The 15,777-nt window shown below is 69.2% G+C and carries 13 protein-coding genes and 1 riboswitch; of the genes, 6 read left to right on the forward strand and 7 right to left on the reverse strand.

All coding sequences use genetic code 11. The features are described 5' to 3' along the window. Positions 1–11: 11 nt before the first annotated feature. From V5F66_RS14155 to V5F66_RS14185, 7 genes are all read right to left on the reverse strand, one after another. Positions 12–203 carry a CbtB domain-containing protein gene (locus V5F66_RS14155; protein ID WP_012115746.1) on the reverse strand — a complete coding sequence of 64 codons (192 nt, stop codon included), beginning with the start codon at positions 201–203 and terminating at the stop codon, positions 12–14. 45 nt (positions 204–248) lie between these two features. Beyond that, positions 249–448: riboswitch (cobalamin riboswitch) on the reverse strand. Between the two features lie 303 nt (positions 449–751). Next, the gene (gene rfaE1 / locus V5F66_RS14160) at positions 752–2,200 is read right to left on the reverse strand and encodes a D-glycero-beta-D-manno-heptose-7-phosphate kinase (RefSeq protein WP_394094078.1); all 1,449 of its coding nucleotides are present in this window, start codon (positions 2,198–2,200) and stop codon (positions 752–754) included. Between the two features lie 12 nt (positions 2,201–2,212). Next, a complete protein-coding gene (gene rfaD / locus V5F66_RS14165; RefSeq protein WP_012115744.1) occupies positions 2,213–3,223 on the reverse strand; it encodes an ADP-glyceromanno-heptose 6-epimerase in 1,011 nt (336 codons plus the stop codon). Between the two features lie 73 nt (positions 3,224–3,296). Then, positions 3,297–4,304, reverse strand: coding sequence for a lipopolysaccharide heptosyltransferase I (gene waaC / locus V5F66_RS14170; protein WP_394094079.1), 1,008 nt, complete (start codon positions 4,302–4,304; stop codon positions 3,297–3,299). After that, entirely contained in the window at positions 4,301–5,323 is a 1,023-nt protein-coding gene (gene waaF, locus V5F66_RS14175; RefSeq protein ID WP_394000349.1) for a lipopolysaccharide heptosyltransferase II, read from the reverse strand. The genes waaC and waaF overlap by 4 nt, the downstream gene beginning before the upstream one ends. A gap of 129 nt (positions 5,324–5,452) precedes the next feature. Beyond that, complete coding sequence (locus V5F66_RS14180) at positions 5,453–5,926, reverse strand: phasin (protein WP_081437089.1); 474 nt, start codon at positions 5,924–5,926, stop codon at positions 5,453–5,455. 251 nt (positions 5,927–6,177) lie between these two features. Continuing rightward, on the reverse strand, positions 6,178–6,732 hold the full coding sequence (locus tag V5F66_RS14185; protein WP_012115740.1) for a phasin family protein: 555 nt from the start codon (positions 6,730–6,732) through the stop codon (positions 6,178–6,180). Positions 6,733–7,436: 704 nt separating this feature from the next. On the opposite strand from V5F66_RS14185, the gene V5F66_RS14190 reads away from it, so the two are divergent. From V5F66_RS14190 to V5F66_RS14215, 6 genes are all read left to right on the forward strand, one after another. Then, positions 7,437–9,311, forward strand: coding sequence for a PAS domain-containing sensor histidine kinase (locus V5F66_RS14190; RefSeq protein WP_394094080.1), 1,875 nt, complete (start codon positions 7,437–7,439; stop codon positions 9,309–9,311). Between the two features lie 209 nt (positions 9,312–9,520). Beyond that, entirely contained in the window at positions 9,521–9,757 is a 237-nt protein-coding gene (locus tag V5F66_RS14195; RefSeq protein WP_081437088.1) for a (2Fe-2S)-binding protein, read from the forward strand. A 144-nt stretch (positions 9,758–9,901) separates the two neighbouring features. Then, positions 9,902–10,381, forward strand: coding sequence for a bacterioferritin (gene bfr, locus V5F66_RS14200; protein WP_012115737.1), 480 nt, complete (start codon positions 9,902–9,904; stop codon positions 10,379–10,381). 435 nt (positions 10,382–10,816) lie between these two features. Further along, entirely contained in the window at positions 10,817–11,863 is a 1,047-nt protein-coding gene (locus V5F66_RS14205) for a Fe(3+) ABC transporter substrate-binding protein (RefSeq protein WP_041577417.1), read from the forward strand. A 27-nt stretch (positions 11,864–11,890) separates the two neighbouring features. After that, positions 11,891–13,639 (forward strand): ABC transporter permease, encoded by a 1,749-nt coding sequence (locus tag V5F66_RS14210; RefSeq protein ID WP_394094081.1) that lies wholly within the window; start codon positions 11,891–11,893, stop codon positions 13,637–13,639. A 121-nt stretch (positions 13,640–13,760) separates the two neighbouring features. Further along, positions 13,761–15,725, forward strand: coding sequence for an AsmA family protein (locus V5F66_RS14215; RefSeq protein WP_394050621.1), 1,965 nt, complete (start codon positions 13,761–13,763; stop codon positions 15,723–15,725). Positions 15,726–15,777 lie beyond the last annotated feature (52 nt).

Here is a 15,777-nt window from a genome sequence, read left to right on the forward strand (position 1 = left end):
GAAAGCTCCCCTCAGTGGCAGGGGAAGCCGGTGGAATGGCGGTAATCGTGCGCCGCATTGTGCAGCACCGGAATACCGGAGAAGCCGACGCCGCCGACAATGAACAGGCCGAGCAAACCCGCAAGGGTGATCTGGACCGCGCGGGACGCGAGGCCGGATTCGGTGGCGGCTGTATTGGGCGACTGGGTCTGGGTGGTCATCATCCGTCCTTTCAGCCCTCCCTCCGAGGGCGCATGGCGATGCCCTCAACGGGCAGGATGTCGCCGGCAGGTCTCCTGGCTCGCGGGTCATTGCGAAGCCTGCGCCTTCCCGGATTGCTCCAGTGGCATGTTGCAGGCCCGCTCACCGCCGACAGTTGCGGGGGCAGCCGCGGCTTAGGGAGAAACCTCCCGCACCGCATTCCCTCTTGGTCCGCCCGAAAGCGAACACCGACGACGGGACGACTATAGGGTTATCGCGCCCCACCGCAACTGCGGCTTGGCGGACATGCCCATGGGGCTGACCCATCCCCGGGCAAAAACTGCACGGCGGTCGGGGCGATCCCCGAGGCGGACCCCGGTCGTCGCCCGGCGTCAGCCTTTCCAATGGGGGAATACGGATCGGCGGATTGCCCCAAAGAGGTGTCGAAGCACCTCTTAAAGCGATGCATCAAGACTTTAGCAATCGCAGACAAATAATTGAAATAAATGAATAATTCAAAATCACTTCATGTAGCGGATCCGGCAGGCGTCTGCATGCCACGCCCTGTCCCCTACCCTTTCGCCTTCGCCACCAGCGCTGACGTGGAGCGCCCCTCCACCAGCGGGATCAGGGCGACCCGCCCGCCGCGCGCCTTCACCACGTCGCCGCCCACCACCTGGTCCTCGCGGTAATCGGCGCCCTTCACCAGCACGTCCGGACCGAGCGCGGTGATGATCTCCAGCGGGGTGTCCTCCTCGAACAGCACCACCAGGTCGACGCAGCGCAGCGCACCGATGACGCGGGCGCGCGCAGCCTCGTCCTGCACCGGACGGGTCGGCCCCTTCAGGCGCTGCACCGAGGCATCGGTGTTCAGCGCCACCACCAGCCGGTCGCCCTCCCGCGCCGCCGCCTCCAGGATGGCGACGTGGCCGGGATGGACCAGATCAAAGCAGCCATTGGTGAAGACCACGCGGGCGCCTGCCGCCTGCCAGCCGGCGATGACGGCGGCGGCCCGGGCACGGTCCACCAGCGCGCCGGGGGCCGCGCCCTCGGGCACGCTGGCGTCGAGGGCCGCGTTGAGTTCCGCCCGCGTCACCACTGCGGTGCCGATTTTGCCCACCGCGACCGCGGCGGCGGCATTGGCGAAATGCACGCTGGTCTCCAGCGTGTGCCCGGAGGCGAGGGAGACGGCCAGTGCCGCCAGCGCCGTATCGCCGGCACCCGACACGTCGAACACCTCGCGGGCCTGGGCCGGCACATGCAGCACCTGCCCGTTGCGGCGCCACAGCGTCATGCCCTTCTCGGCGCGGGTCACCAGCACGTCGCCGCCGAACTGGCCGGACGCAGCCTCGGCCGCCAGGGCCGCCTCGGCGTCGGTGGTGTCGGGCAGGCCGGTGGCGGCGGCCAGTTCCAGCCGGTTGGGGGTGACCAGCGTCGCGCCGCGATAGGCCTCGAAGGTGCGGCGCTTGGGATCGACGATCACCGGCACGCCCTTCGCCTGCGCAGCAGCGATGGCGGCGCCGATGACCACATCCGACAGCACGCCCTTGGCATAGTCGGACAGCACCACCACCGAGCTGCGCCCCACCGCCTCTTCCACGGTCGCGACAAGGCGCGCGACGGTGTCATCGGCCGGCGGGGTCAGGACCTCGGCATCGATGCGGACGATCTGCTGGCGTCCGCTCATCACCCGCGTCTTGGTGATGGTGGGCCGCCCCCCGTCCGCCACCAGGCTGGACAGGTCGATGCCGCGATAGGCGGAAAGCGCGTCCTTCAGCGCCTCGGCCTCCGGGTCGGCGCCGGTGAGGCCCACCAGGATGACCTGCGCTCCCAGCGCCGCGGCATTGGCCGCCACGTTGGCGGCGCCGCCCGGCACGATGCGCTCGGCGCCGTGCACCAGCACCGGCACCGGCGCCTCCGGCGAGATGCGCGAAACGGAACCGACGATATAGCGATCCACCATCACGTCGCCGATGACGGCGATGGGACCCACCGCGCCTGTCGCGCCTTTACCCGCCATGATGCTCTGTCCTCACGCCGCGTTGCGCGGCTTCAGATGGCCGTTCACATAGGACGCGACCCCGTCCTCCAGTGAGGTGAAGGGACGCGTGAAGCCCGCCGCGCGTAGCTTCGAAACATCGGCCTGGGTGAAATACTGGTAGGCCTTCTGCAGGCTTTCCGGCATGTCCACGTAGGCGATGCGCGGTTCCTCGCCCAGCGCCGAGAACACCGCCCTGGCGAGATCCGCGAACGACCGCGCCTCGCCGGTGCCCACATTGAAGATGCCGGACACGTCCGGGCTCTCCAGCAGCCAGCGCACCACCTCCACGCAATCGCCCACATGGACGAAATCGCGCAATTGGCCGCCGTCCTCGTAGCGCGGATCGTGGGACTTGAAGAGGGTCACATCCTCCCCGGCCGCTGCAGCCGGATAGATCTTGTGCACCACCGAGCGCATGTCGCCCTTGTGGCCCTCGCCGGGGCCGTAGACGTTGAAGAAGCGCAGGCCCGCGAACTGCGGCGGGCGCGGCCGGCCCTCCGCCACGTCGGCCATGATGCGGCGATCCACGAACAGCTTCGACCAGCCGTAGGGATTGAGCGGCGCCAGGGCGCCAAGGTCCGCCGCTTCCTCCGAATCCACGAAGCCGGAGGTACCGTCGCCATAGGTCGCGGCCGAGGAGGCGAAGACGAGGCCCAGCGCCTTCCGCGCACACAGCTCCCACAGATCCAGCGTCGAGCGGATGTTGCGGGCAACGATCTTGTCGGCATCGCGCTCGGTGGTGGCGGAGATGGCGCCCATGTGCACCACGGCGGCAAGCCGACCGCCCTCCTTCTCCACGAAGGCGTTCACCGTCTCCGGGCGGATCACGTCATGCAGCGCGATGTCGGAGATGTTGCGCCATTTGGGGCCATCCTCCAGCCAGTCGGCAACCACCACGCGATAGCCATCTTCGGCGGCGGCACGGGCGATGTTGGAGCCGATGAAGCCCGCCCCGCCCGTGACGAGGAGGAGGTCGCGGCTGAGCGCCACCGATCGGGTCATGTGGAACATCCCATCTTCAGGTCGGGCGCAGGGTGTGCCACCCGCGCCTCCTTTTGTCCATGTTCGGCCCGGTTCAGGCCGTCAGCGCCGCCAGCGCTCGCCAGACCTCGGCGGCGGAGATATCGGCGAGGCAAGGCGGTCCCTCGATGACCTCCGGGGCGATGCGGCAGCGCGCCTTTTCGCATGGGGCGCAGTCGCGGGTCGCCTTCAGCTCCACCGCCCGGGGGCCGTAGAGGCCGGTGAGGCGCGGGTCGGTGGGGCCGTAAAGTCCCACCGTCGGCACCCCATAGGCCGCCGCCAGATGGCCAAGGCCGGTATCCGCGCTGACCACGCCCGCTGCTCCCGCGATCACCGGGGCGAGGGTTTCCAGGGTCTGCGGCGGCAGGAGGTGCACGTTGGGCAGGCCGTCCGCGATGGCCTCGGCGCGGGCCTGCTCGGTCGCACCCTGGGCGAACAGGCGGATGTCGAGGCCCGCCGCCCCGGCCTGTTCCGCCAGCGCCCGCCAGCCGGCGCGAGTCCAGGTCTTGGTGGGCCAGGTGGTGCCGTGGAGGAAGACGAGGTAGGACGCGCCTGTCTGAGGGCCGGGCATCAGCCCCGCATCCGCCGGACGGCCGTCGAGGCTGTAGCCCAGAGCGGTGGCGAACAGCTTGCGGATGCGCACCGCCATATGCTCCACTTCCGGCACGTGATGGCGCCGGTGATAGGTGAGCGCGGCAAGGCTCTCCCGCGCACTGGCGCGATCGAAGCCGTGGCGCTGCCCTTGGGCGAGCGCCGCCACCGCCGCGCTCTTCATCAGGCCCTGGGCATCGATGATGATATCGTAGCGCTCGGCGCCCAGCGCGGCGCGGATGCGCCCGGCCTCGCCGGAGCGCAGGGCCTTGAGCGGCTTGCGCAGCATCCGCCGGAGCGGGACGACGATGGTGTTCCGCACCGCCGGATGCAGGCGCGCCACCGGGGCGAACGCCTCCTCCACTGCCCAGTCGAGCTGAAGACCGGGGTGCGCGGCCATGGCGTCCGTCAGCGCCGGGAACGTGTGCACCACATCCCCCAGCGACGACAGCTTCACCAGCAGCACCTTCATCGACGCATCTGCTCGGCGGCGGCGAGAACCTCTTCGGCGGCGATGCCTTCGAGGCAGGCGAGGGTGCCGAGCGGGCATTCCCGCTTGTGGCAGGGCCGGCATGGCAGATCGCGCGCCATCACCCGGGCAAACGGCGAGGCGGGGGGCGTCATCTTCTCGGAGGAGGCGCCATAGAGCACCACCAGCCGTCGGTCGAAGGCACCGGCCACGTGCATCAGCCCGGAATCGTTGGAGATCACCACGTCCGCGCCGGCGAGGATGGCAGCGGCTTCGACGAGGCTGGTGCGGCCCACCAGATTGTCCACTGGCACGCCGGCACCCGCCGCGATGGCGTCAGCCGCCTCTTGGTCCTTGGGCGAGCCGAGGATGCGGATGCGGTAGCCCGCGGCGACAGCCAGCGCGGCGAGGGCCGCGAACTTGGCCGCCGGCCAGCGCTTGGCAGGGCCGTATTCGGCGCCGGGGCACAGCACCATCACCGGGCCTTCGCCGGCAAGCGGGAACTTGGCAGCGGCCACGTCCACCGCGCCATCGGGCAGCATCAGGCGTGGGCGCGGCGGGCGGGCGGTGGAGCCCACCGGCAGGCCCAGCGCCACGAAGCGGTCGAGGGTGCGGGCGGTCTTGCGGTCAGGATCGGGCCGGGCGTCGGTGAGCAGCGGGCTGCGCAGTTCCGCCTTGTAGCCCACGCGCTCGGGAATGCCGGCGGCGAGGGGGACGATGGCCGCCTTGAAGGCGCGGGGCAGGATGATGGCCTTGCCGTAGCCCTCGTTGCGCAGCGCACGCCCCGCCCGCCAGCGGGCCATGAGGCCGAGCTCGCCGTGGCCGAGGCCGAGGGGAATGGCGCGCCGGACGCCGGGGATCATGCGGGCAATGGGAACCGCGGCGGGGGGCGCCAGCACGTCGATGGGACGGCCGGGCTCACGCAGGCGCAGCACCTCGACGAGGCTCGCCGCCATGACCATGTCGCCGACCCAGGAGGGGCCGACAACCAGCAGGGGCGAAACGGAACCAAGGGCACGCATACGAACGCTCGCGGGGTGGAACGCCCGCGTCATTGCAAGGCGGACCCGCCGCGTCAAGCGTCAAGCAACGCACGCGGCGGGCAAGCGGCCGGGATCGGACGGTCCGGCAGGGCCGGACCGGACGTCATCTCACGCGGCGGTACGGAAGGTCTTCTCGACCGAAGCCTTCAGCGGCTCGGACGAGTCGGCGGCCACCTTCTGGGCGAGCGCGGACAGGTCCTTCGCCTGGGAGGTGAGCACCTCGAACTGCTTGCGGGCGTGGCCGGTGGACAGCTCCACGGCCTCACTCACCGTCTTGGTGCCGAGCAGAGAATTGAAATAGTCGAGCGCCGCGTTCACGTTCGATTGAACAGCCTCGAGCACCTTGGCGTTGTATTCCGCCACGCCCTTGCTGGCGCTGGTATAGGTGTCTTCGAACGCCGCATTCACCTGATCGGCGGAACCCTTGAGCTTGGTATAGTTCTCGCGGAAGGTGGCGAGACCCTTTTCGGCAATCTCGCGCACGCCGGCCGGCACTTCCACGCCGGGAACGGCATGGCTCGAGAACGCCTTTTTCGCGGCTTCGACTTGATCCTGATAGGCCTTGATGAAGGTGTCGTTCATGTCATCCTCGGTAAAACGGGCAGCTAAGGTCCGTGCGCCGAGGCACAAACCCGCACCTGCGAGGAGGACGCTGGCGGAGCGCCAGCATCAGACCTTCGAACAAGAGCGGTAACGGCTGTGAAACCTCGACTTTGTGACTGTATCCTAACAAATCGTGCAGCGCAAAAAGAATTTCTGCGCTGCACAAGCCAAGTTCAAGGATCTTCAGTCACTTAATAAATCCGAGCGACTGATAAACGCCACCCGATACCTCAGTGCGACTGGTTGGGATCGGTCACGCTGGAGGCGGCATGCTCGGCGGCGGTCTTGGCGTCGCGGACAGCCTTCTCGCTCACGGCCTTGAAGTCCTGCGCCGCGGCCTGGGCGCTCTCGGTCGCGGCGGCGGCCAGCGTCTTGAGGCGCTCGGCGAGGGTGCGGGCGTGCTCGTCGAGGCTGCGCACGGTGGTCTCGCCGAGGGACTTGGCATCGACGCCGAGGCTCTTGGCCTGCTCGGCGACCGACTTCATCTGGCTGGTGAGGAATTCGGCCTGCAGGCTCATCATCTCCTGCGGGCTTTTGGCGGCCACGAGCCGATGCAGGAAGTCGAAGCTGGCTTCCACATTGGCTTCCATGAGGCCGATCGCCTTCTGGCGCAGGTCCTTGATGCCGGTGCGCACGTCCTCGAAATGCCCCTCGGTGTCGCCGACCTGCTCGCGCGCGTTCTGGAACAGGGTTTCAAAAGCCTGGCGGGCCTGAGCCACATTCTTCTCGGCAATGGCCCGCATCTCGGCGGGCAGTTCCAGATCCGGTCCGAACTTCGTCGTCATGGCCGTTTCTCCTCCAGGGTTTTCGGGCGGCGCACCTGAACCGCTCCGATGAAGTCTAATATGGCTCAGGTGCGCTTCGCCAATATGAATGCCGAAAAAGCGCTCCAATTGCACTGACGTTAATCAATCGTCATGACTATGGGCAGCGCTCCGCCTTGCAGAATCGGCCCGCACCCGGCGGAATGGACCTACGGCAGCCCATGACGCAGACCAGCGCACGTTCGTTTCCCGGGGTGGATCTCGCCCTTGCGCCGCTGCAGCGGCAGGATCTGCCATCCTTCCTGGTGGCGGTGCCGTCCGCCCGCGTGCTGGAAGCGACACCGGCGTGCGCCGCCCTTGGACTGGTCGCCGGAACCCCCGCGCCCCAGATCGTGGCGACGGCGGCACGGGAGTTGTCGCGCCAGACTCTGGCACGCTTTGGCTTCGCCCGCCTGCGCCTGCGCGGCAGCTTTGTCCCGCGCCTGTTCCGCTACGCGCCGCTCGCCCTGCCTTCCGGAGCCGTGGTGCTGTTCGCCGATCCCGCCGCCTTCGCGCCCGCCGCCGGGGCGTCCGGCGAGGCGGCAAGCGCACCCGCCATACCCGTGGCGCTTCAGCCCCTGTTCGCCCAGCCGGTGCGCATCACCTTCGAGACCGATGCCGAGGGCCGCATCCGCGCACTCTCGCCGGTATTTGCACAAGCCCTCGGATCCCGCGCCGGCCAATTCATGGGCGCGACATTCGCGGTCCTGGAGAACGAGGGCCTGCTTCAGTCCGGCGCCGCCGTCGCTGAGGCCATCGCCGGCGGCAGCTTCGCCGATGTGAAGGCCCACGTGCCCACCGCAAACACGGACGAGGCCGCGCTCGACCTTTCACTCGGCGGAGCGCCCGTGTTCGATGCCGGGCGCCGGCGCCAGGGCATCCGTGGTTTTGGCGTGGTGAGCGCAGCCGCCGCACCGCCGCCCGAGGCGCAGCCCCGGCCGGTGCTCCCGGTCCCGCCGCCACCTGCCGCCGAGCCGGCCGGCTTCGGGGAGAATGTGGTGCCGTTGCGCTCCGGAAGCCTGTCGCCGCAGGAGCGCTCGGCCTTTCGCGAGATCGCCCGGACACTGGCCGCCGCCATCGAGGACTGGCCGAAGCCGCGTCCCGATCTGCCCCGGCTTGACCCGCAGCCGGATGCGCCTCTCAACGCCTTGCCTCACGCGGATGGGAACGGCCCTGCCCGCTCCGAGCCGCACGGCATCGCCCAAGCGCCCGAAGCCGACGCCCCGCCCACATCCGAACATCCAGCCGCAACCGACGACCTCGACCTGCTCGACCACCTGCCCCTCGGGCTTCTGGTGCAGCAGGATGGCGCGGCGACCTTTGCCAACCGCACACTCCTCACCCTGAGCGGGTGGGAAGACCTCGCCGACATCGCGGCGGCCGGCGGGCTCGATGCCCTTCTCGTGCGCGACGGCGCCAGCCTGCATCTTGCTACCACCGCCGGCACCCGCCTGCCGGTGGAGGTGCGCCTGGTGGCGGCATCCTTCCTCGGCCGGCCGGCGCTGGTGCATGTCATCCGGCCCCTGAGCGAGGCGGAAGGCCGCGAGGCCCGCGCCATCGCCCGCCGCGACGCGCTCGACATGGTGCCGTGGCCGCTCTTCCTGCTGGAACCGGACGGCACCATCCGGTTCGCCAACCAGGCGGCGGCCGAACGGCTCGGCTTTTCTGCGCTGGATCTGGCCGGCGAGCCCTTCATCGTCGCCGTCGCGCCGCAGGATCGCGCCGCCGTGGTAGCCGCCATGGACCGGGTGGCGGCGGGTGCTGCCCGCGAACAGGTCACGCTTGCCCTGCGCGACCGCGCCGGCACTGTTTCGCCCGCCCGCGCCGGGCTCACCCGCGCCGGCGCCGAAGACCAGATGCTGTGCGTGGTGGTGGATCCTGAGTCACCGTCCGCTCCTGCGGCCGCCAGCGAGGGGCCGGACCTGCTGCCCCGTCTCGCCAGCCGCCTGCGGCAGGCCCTGGCCGCGCCCCTGGCTCGCCTGACCGGTACTTCGGCACCGGCCGCCCTGTCCGGGCCGGAGCGCGAGGCATTCGCCGCCGTCGCGTCGACCCTCGACGACCTCGCAACCCTTACTGCCGTTACGGAAGAGGCCGCGCCCGAACGGTGCGACATCGCCGGGCTGGTGACCCTCACGGTGGCGGCACTCGCACCCGCGGCCCGGCGCCGGGGCATTGCGCTCCGACTCGATGCGCCCGAGACGGTGACGGTGACGACCCAGCGCCCGCAGGTGACCCGGCTGGCCCGGCTGATGCTGGAGGAGGCTATTGCCGCAACCCCGGCGGGGGCGAGCGTCAGCGTCTCGGTGTTTGACGACGGCACGGCCGGCGCCTGCCTTCAGGTCAGCGATGGCGGCGCGGCGCTGGACGAGGTGGCGCTGGCGACGGCGCACGATCCGCTCGCGCCCCTTCCCGCCCCGGCCCCCGACCGCTTCGCCGCGGCCGGACTCCCCCTGCGGCTGGCGCGCCTCGCCCGGGAGGCCGAACAGCTCGGCGGGGTTCTTGATGTGGCGCCGGAGCCGGCCCGCGGCATGATCGCCCGCCTGCGCCTTCCGCAGCGATAGAGTCCCGCGATTTTCCGGTGGCGAGACACCATCTGGGCGGGTTTAGAAAATAGAATTACTCCATTGTGGTACCCCGAAGTCTTTCGAGACCTCGGCGGGAGCACCATGTCGCATTTCTACGGAGTTGACGGGGGTCTCCGTTTCCTGCGAAAAATGTAATAGAAACAAGTTTTTAGAAGCTTTCCAATTTAGCCCTTCCGAGCTTGGCCATGATCGTTTGTTCATGCAACGTCTTTTCAGACCGTCAAGTGCTCGACGCTCTTGCCGGCTCCCAGGGATTGCGCACCCCCGGCGAGGTCTATCGCTGTCTTGGTTGCTCCCCCCAGTGCGGGCGTTGTGCCCGCACCATCCGCGCCCTGATGGATCAGGCGCAGGCGCACAATTGCGGCACCTGCGCGGAGGATTGTCCGGTCGCAGCCATCACCGGAATGGTGGCGGCGGAGTAACGACTTACACTCCCAGATTCGGGCTTACCACTTCCGCTGCGGAATGAAATTGCGCGGGTACCCCATAACCGGTATTGCCTCGACATTAGAATTGGTCTAACGCTGAATCCAAACAAGACGCCATACAGGCCTCAGGAGCGGAATATGAAGGGTGATGCAAAGGTTATCGAGTACCTTAACAAGGGGCTGCGCTCGGAGCTGACCGCCATCAACCAATACTGGCTCCACTACCGCATGCTCGACAATTGGGGCTACAAGGCCCTCGCCAAGAAGTGGCGTGCCGAGTCCATCGAGGAGATGGTGCACGCGGACAAGTTCACCGACCGCATCCTGTTCCTCGACGGCTTCCCGAACATGCAGGTGCTGGATCCGCTGCGGATCGGCCAGGACGTGAAGGAAATCCTCGATTGCGACCTCGCCGCCGAGCTGGAAGCGCGGGCGCTCTACCAGGAAGCCGCCACCTACTGCCACTCGGTGAAGGACTATCCCAGCCGCGACCTCTTCGAGGAGCTGATGGCGGACGAGGAAGGCCACATCGACTTCCTTGAGACCCAGCTGGACCTCGTCTCCAAGCTCGGCCTGCAGCTCTACGCCCAGCACCACATCGGCGAGCTGGAAGACTGAGTCGCCTGCGCCATCGCGCGCGACAGGCTCCGAATGAAGCCCGGCCTCGTGCCGGGCTTTTTCGTTTTCTCCACCTTTTCGTTTTGACCGCTTTTTCGTGTTCGACCTCGGTTGGCGCGCTCGCGGGCGGGCCTGCCAGCATTCAAGGTCGGTGACGCAGATCCGCCGAGCAGGCGACCGCAAGGCCATCAATGCACCGAAAGTGCCAATTGATGCCACGGCAGGACTGCGGCGGATGGCATTATAATTGGAACGATTTCAAAGAAGAATTAGACGCCTTCCAATGTTTTCAGCTCACTTTCTTCTTCGTTGACGGAACGCAAAGCGAGGGGTTAGCCACACTCCCATCTTGCCATGACGGCCCTGCGGCGGCCGGAGCACAGAGGGATACCGATGGCCGAGTTCCGCCCCTTATGCCGCGTCCTCGCGCAGCACATGCTGTCCCGCCGCCTGTTCTCGCGCAGCCTTCTTGCCGGCGGCGCGCTTCTTCTGGCGAGCCCACTTGTGGCGCCCCACGCCGCGCGCGCGCAGCAGGTGGTGAACGTCTACACCACCCGCGAGCCCGGCCTCGCCGCCCCCCTGTTCGAAGCCTTCACCAAGGCCACCGGCATCGAGGTGAAGAGCGTCTACATCAAGGACGGCCTCGCCGAGCGGGTGAAGGCGGAGGGTGCCAGCTCCCCCGCGGATGTGCTGATGACCGTGGATGTGGGCAACCTCCTCGACGTGGTGGATGCCGGCGTCACCCAGCCCGTCACCTCGCCCGCGCTCTCGGCCGCCATTCCCGCCAACCTCCGGGATCCCGACGGCAACTGGTTCGCGCTCTCCCTGCGTGCGCGGCTGGTCTATACCGCAAAGGACGTGGTGAAGCTCTCCGCCATCACCTATGAGGACCTCGCCGACCCCAAGTGGAAGGGCAAGATCTGCATCCGCTCGGGCCAGCACCCCTACAATGTGGGGCTGGTCGCCGCCTATATCGTCCATCACGGCGAGGCGAAGACGGAAGAGTGGCTGCGCGGCGTGAAGGCCAACCTCGCCCGCAAGGCGGCCGGCGGGGACCGCGAGGGCGCCCGCGACATCCTCGGCGGCATCTGCGATCTCGCCGTGGGCAATTCCTATTATGTGGGCCTCATGCGCTCCGGCAAGGGCGGCCCCGACCAGAAGAAGTGGGGCGACGGCATCGGCGTGCTGCTGCCCACCTTCGAGGGCGGCGGCACCCATGTGAACGTCTCCGGCGCCGCCGTGGCCAAGAACGCGCCCCACAAGGCCGAGGCGGTGAAGCTGCTGGAATTCGCCGTCTCCCCCGCCATGCAGGCGGTCTATGCCCAGCAGAACCTTGAATATCCGGTGCTCGCCACCGCCACCATCGATCCGGTGATCGCCGACCTCGGCCCGCTGAAGGTGGACACCATCTCGCTGGTGGACATCGCCAGGAACCGCAAGCGCGCCAGCGAGCTGATCGACAAGGTCGGCTTCGACAACTGACGCCGCCGGACTGAAAGCGGGGCTGAAGTGGCCGACGCCGTCCTTATCCCGAAACCGCGCCCGGCCCGCTTCGCCCTGCCGGCGCGGATCTCCCCCCTGCTTCTGGCCGCGGGGCTGGTAGCTCTCGTCGTCCTTCTGCCGCTCATCGGCCTCGCGGTGATCGCGGCAGAAGGCTCGGGGGACATGTGGCCCCATCTCATCGCCACGGTGCTGCCCAATGCGCTGATGGAGACGGGGCTGCTGCTGCTCGGCGTCGGCCTTTCGACTGTTGCCGTCGCGGTGCCGTGCGCGTGGCTGGTGGCCACCTGCGCCTTTCCCGGCCGCAAGGTGCTCGAGTGGGCGCTGCTGCTGCCCCTCGCCGTGCCGGGCTATATCGTCGCCTTCTCCTATCTCGACGTGCTGCATCCGCTGGGCCCGGTGCAGGAGGCGCTACGGGCCGTCCTCGGCATCGCCAGCCCGCGCGACCTGCGCCTGCCGGATGTGCGCTCCACCGGCGGCTGCATCCTCGTGCTTTCGGCGGTGCTCTACCCCTATGTCTACCTCTCGGCGCGCGCGAGCTTCGTACTGCAATCGGCGGCGGCACTGGAAGTCGCCCGCACGCTGGGGGCAAGCCGCTGGCGCGCCTTCCTGAGAATCGGCCTGCCGCTGGCCCGGCCCGCCATCGTCGCCGGCCTCACCCTGGTGCTGCTGGAAACTCTGGGGGACATCGGCGCGTCCGAATTCCTCGGCGTGCGTACCCTGACCGTCTCCATCTACACCACCTGGGTGAACCGCTCGAACCTGCCCGGCGCGGCCCAGATCGCTTTGGTGATGCTTTCCCTCGTGCTCGTCCTGATCCTGGTGGAACGGGCGGCGCGGCGGGCCAAGCGCTTCGTCGCCACCGGATCGGCCCGCCCGCAGGCCCCCACCCGCCTCACCGGCCTCGCCGGCCTCGGCGCGGCGCTGTTCTGCGCCGTGCCGGTGACGCTGGGCTTCGTAGTGCCCTTCGTGCACCTGTCCATCTCAGCCGTGCGACGGATGGCCGACACCAGCTTTCCGGAACGCATCTTCGGCGAGGCGGCCACCACTGCGGGCATCGCCCTCGCCAGCACCACGCTCGCCTTGTCGCTCGGTCTCGTGGTCACGCTGGCCCAACGCCTCACCCGTGCGCCGCTGGCCTCCGGCTTTGCCCGCGTGGCGAGCCTTGGCTATGCGGTCCCGGGCACGGTGCTGGCGGTGGGGCTGCTGAGCCCGCTCGCCGGTTTCGACAATGCGCTGGACCATCTCCTCCGCCAGAGCTTCGGCATCTCCACCGGGCTTTTGATCTCCGGCTCCGGGGCGGCGCTGGTGATGGCGCTGGCCATCCGCTTCCTCGCCATCCCCATCGGCGGCATCGAGGCGGGCTACGCCAAGCTGTCCCCCCACCTCGACATGGCGGCCCGGAGCCTCGGCTCGTCCAAGCCGCGCACGGTGCGCCGCATCCACCTGCCGCTGCTGCGCCCGGCGCTGGCCACCGCCGCGCTGCTCGTGTTCGTGGACGCCATGAAGGAACTGCCCGCCACCCTGCTGCTGCGCCCCCTCGGGCTGGAGACGCTGGCGACCCATGTCTATGGCGAGGCCGCGCGCGGCACCTATGAAGACGGCGCGCTGGCCGCCCTCGTCATCCTCCTGGTCGGGCTGGGGCCGGTGATTCTGCTGGCGCGCATGTCAGCGTCCGCCCTGCGCTCGTCGGCGGGGCGGGGGCGCAGCAGCAGCCCGTCCCCATCCGAAGGGGTCTCACCGTCCGGGACGGATTGACGCTGCGGCATGGCCGACGGCAAGCGCGGCGTGCATCGGCCGCGCTTGCGCCCGCCGGAGCCATCAAAGCGACACAGACGGCTCAGATGGTTCCGCTCCGTATCGAGGTCGGAGGCACCGTATGCGGGCGGCGCTCTTCGCCATCGGAGCCATCAAGATCTTCATGTTGCGCCTTGGAAAAAATGCCCGCCGTGCCGGCGTGGTGGTCGCGATCGTCATCGGCGCGATCACGGCCGCGCTACTGGTGGTTACGGCCGCCCTGCCCCTGGTGGTGCCCGGTGCCGAGTTGCGCCGCATCGCCGTGCACGCGCTCGCCGGCTCCACGGGACAGAAGGTGGTGATCCTCGGCGAACCAGCGCTGCGCCTCTTCCCTTCCCCGCGCGTGGTGCTGGGCAAGGTCTCCTTCCCCCTGCCATCGGGCCAATCCCTCGACGCCGAGAACGTGGTGACACGCCTCGACATCTGGCACCTCCTCGCCGGCCGGGTGGAGGTGGACGACGTGATCGTGGAGCATCCCACCCTGGTGCTGACCGGCGGCGGCCTTACCCCGGCCCTCGCGGTCGCGCCCATATTCGCCGCCGCCCACTGGCCTGAGCTGCGAATCGTGGACGGCACCATCGCCTGGCGGTCCGAAGGCGGGCTGACGCGGGAACTGGTCAGCGGCCTTACCGCCAACCTCGACCGGGTGGTGGCTGGACGTGGCCTCGCCCTTGGCGCCGCCTTCGACTGGCGCGACGAGCGCGTCACCGTCAACCTGGTGCTGGATGATGCTGCCGGCTTTCTCAACGGCACGCCCTCGCCGGCGCGGGTGGTTCTGGCCGCCACCGGTGCCGAGGCGCGCTTCCAGGGTCGCGCGGCGCTGGGCACCGCTCCCGTCCTCACCGGCACCCTGTCGGCGGAAGCCGATGCCCTGCGCGACCTGCTCGACTGGGCCGGGATCGAGCCGCCCACCCGTGGCGGCCTCGGCCCCTTCGCCCTATCCACGCACCTCGCGCTGGAGGATGGCGGGCTCGCCCTGACCGATGCGTCGCTGGACCTTGACGGCAATCGCGGCGACGGCGCCTTCCTGCTGAAGCTGGTTCAGGGCCGGCCGGTGCTGCAGGGCACATTCGCCGCCGACAAGATCACGCTGACCCCCTATGGCGGCATCCACCTGACCACCGACAACGGCCGCAACTGGGACCGTCGCCCCATCGACCTATCCCCACTTGAGGGCTTCGACCTCGACCTGCGCCTGTCCGCCGGCCGTGTGGTGGCGGACGAGACCACCCTGAACACCGTTGCCGCCAGCGCCGTGCTCACCGGCGGCCGGCTGGTGATGGTGCTGGGCGAGGCCACCGGCTGGGGCGGGCTCCTGCGCGCCTCGCTGAGCCTTGCGCCCGGCCCGCCGGATCCCGCCCTGCCCTACGGGCGCGCCACCGGCGCCGAGGTGCGGCTGGAGGCGGAAGCCACCGACGTGGACCTCGGCCGGTCGCTGGAGGACATCGCCGGCATGCGTCGCATTGAAGGCACCGGCACGCTTCAGGTGGAGGTTTCGGGTGCCGGCGGCAATGTGGTGGAGATCGCCCGCACCCTCACCGGCACCGCTTCCATCTCCGCCGGCAACGGGTATCTGGCAGGGCTCGACGTGGCCCAGGTGCTCCAGCGCATCGAGCGCCGCCCGCTCTCCGCCACCAGCGACGCCCGCGGCGGGCGCACCGCCTTCACCGACCTGTCCGGCCGCATCGCCATCACCGACGGGGTGGGGACCGTGGAAGAGATGCAGCTTCAGGGCAAGCAGGTGCGCCTGGGCATGGAGGGCAGCATCTCCATCGCCGAGCGGTCCCTGGACCTGGCCGGCCATGCCTCGCTGGTTCTCCCCTCCGGCAAGAGCACGACCGCCGGCGTGGACCTGCCCTTCAGCGTGCGTGGGCCATGGGACACCCCCATGGTGATGGCCGACCCCCTGAGCCTCATCGAGCGTTCGGGCGCGGCGCTGCCGCTGCTGGAAGCCGTGAAGGGGCGCGCCGGCACCGCCGCCGCCGAGCCGGCCATGGACGGCACGTCCGGACGCAAGGCCGCTCCGCCGACGCCGCCGGCCAACTGAGGCGACGGCGCCGTCGCGGCGCTCGGCTCGAAGCCGTCTTTATGAATTCAAT

It is taken from the genome of Xanthobacter versatilis (assembly GCF_043193975.1).
GTDB classification, from domain to species: Bacteria; Pseudomonadota; Alphaproteobacteria; order Rhizobiales; family Xanthobacteraceae; genus Xanthobacter; species Xanthobacter autotrophicus_E.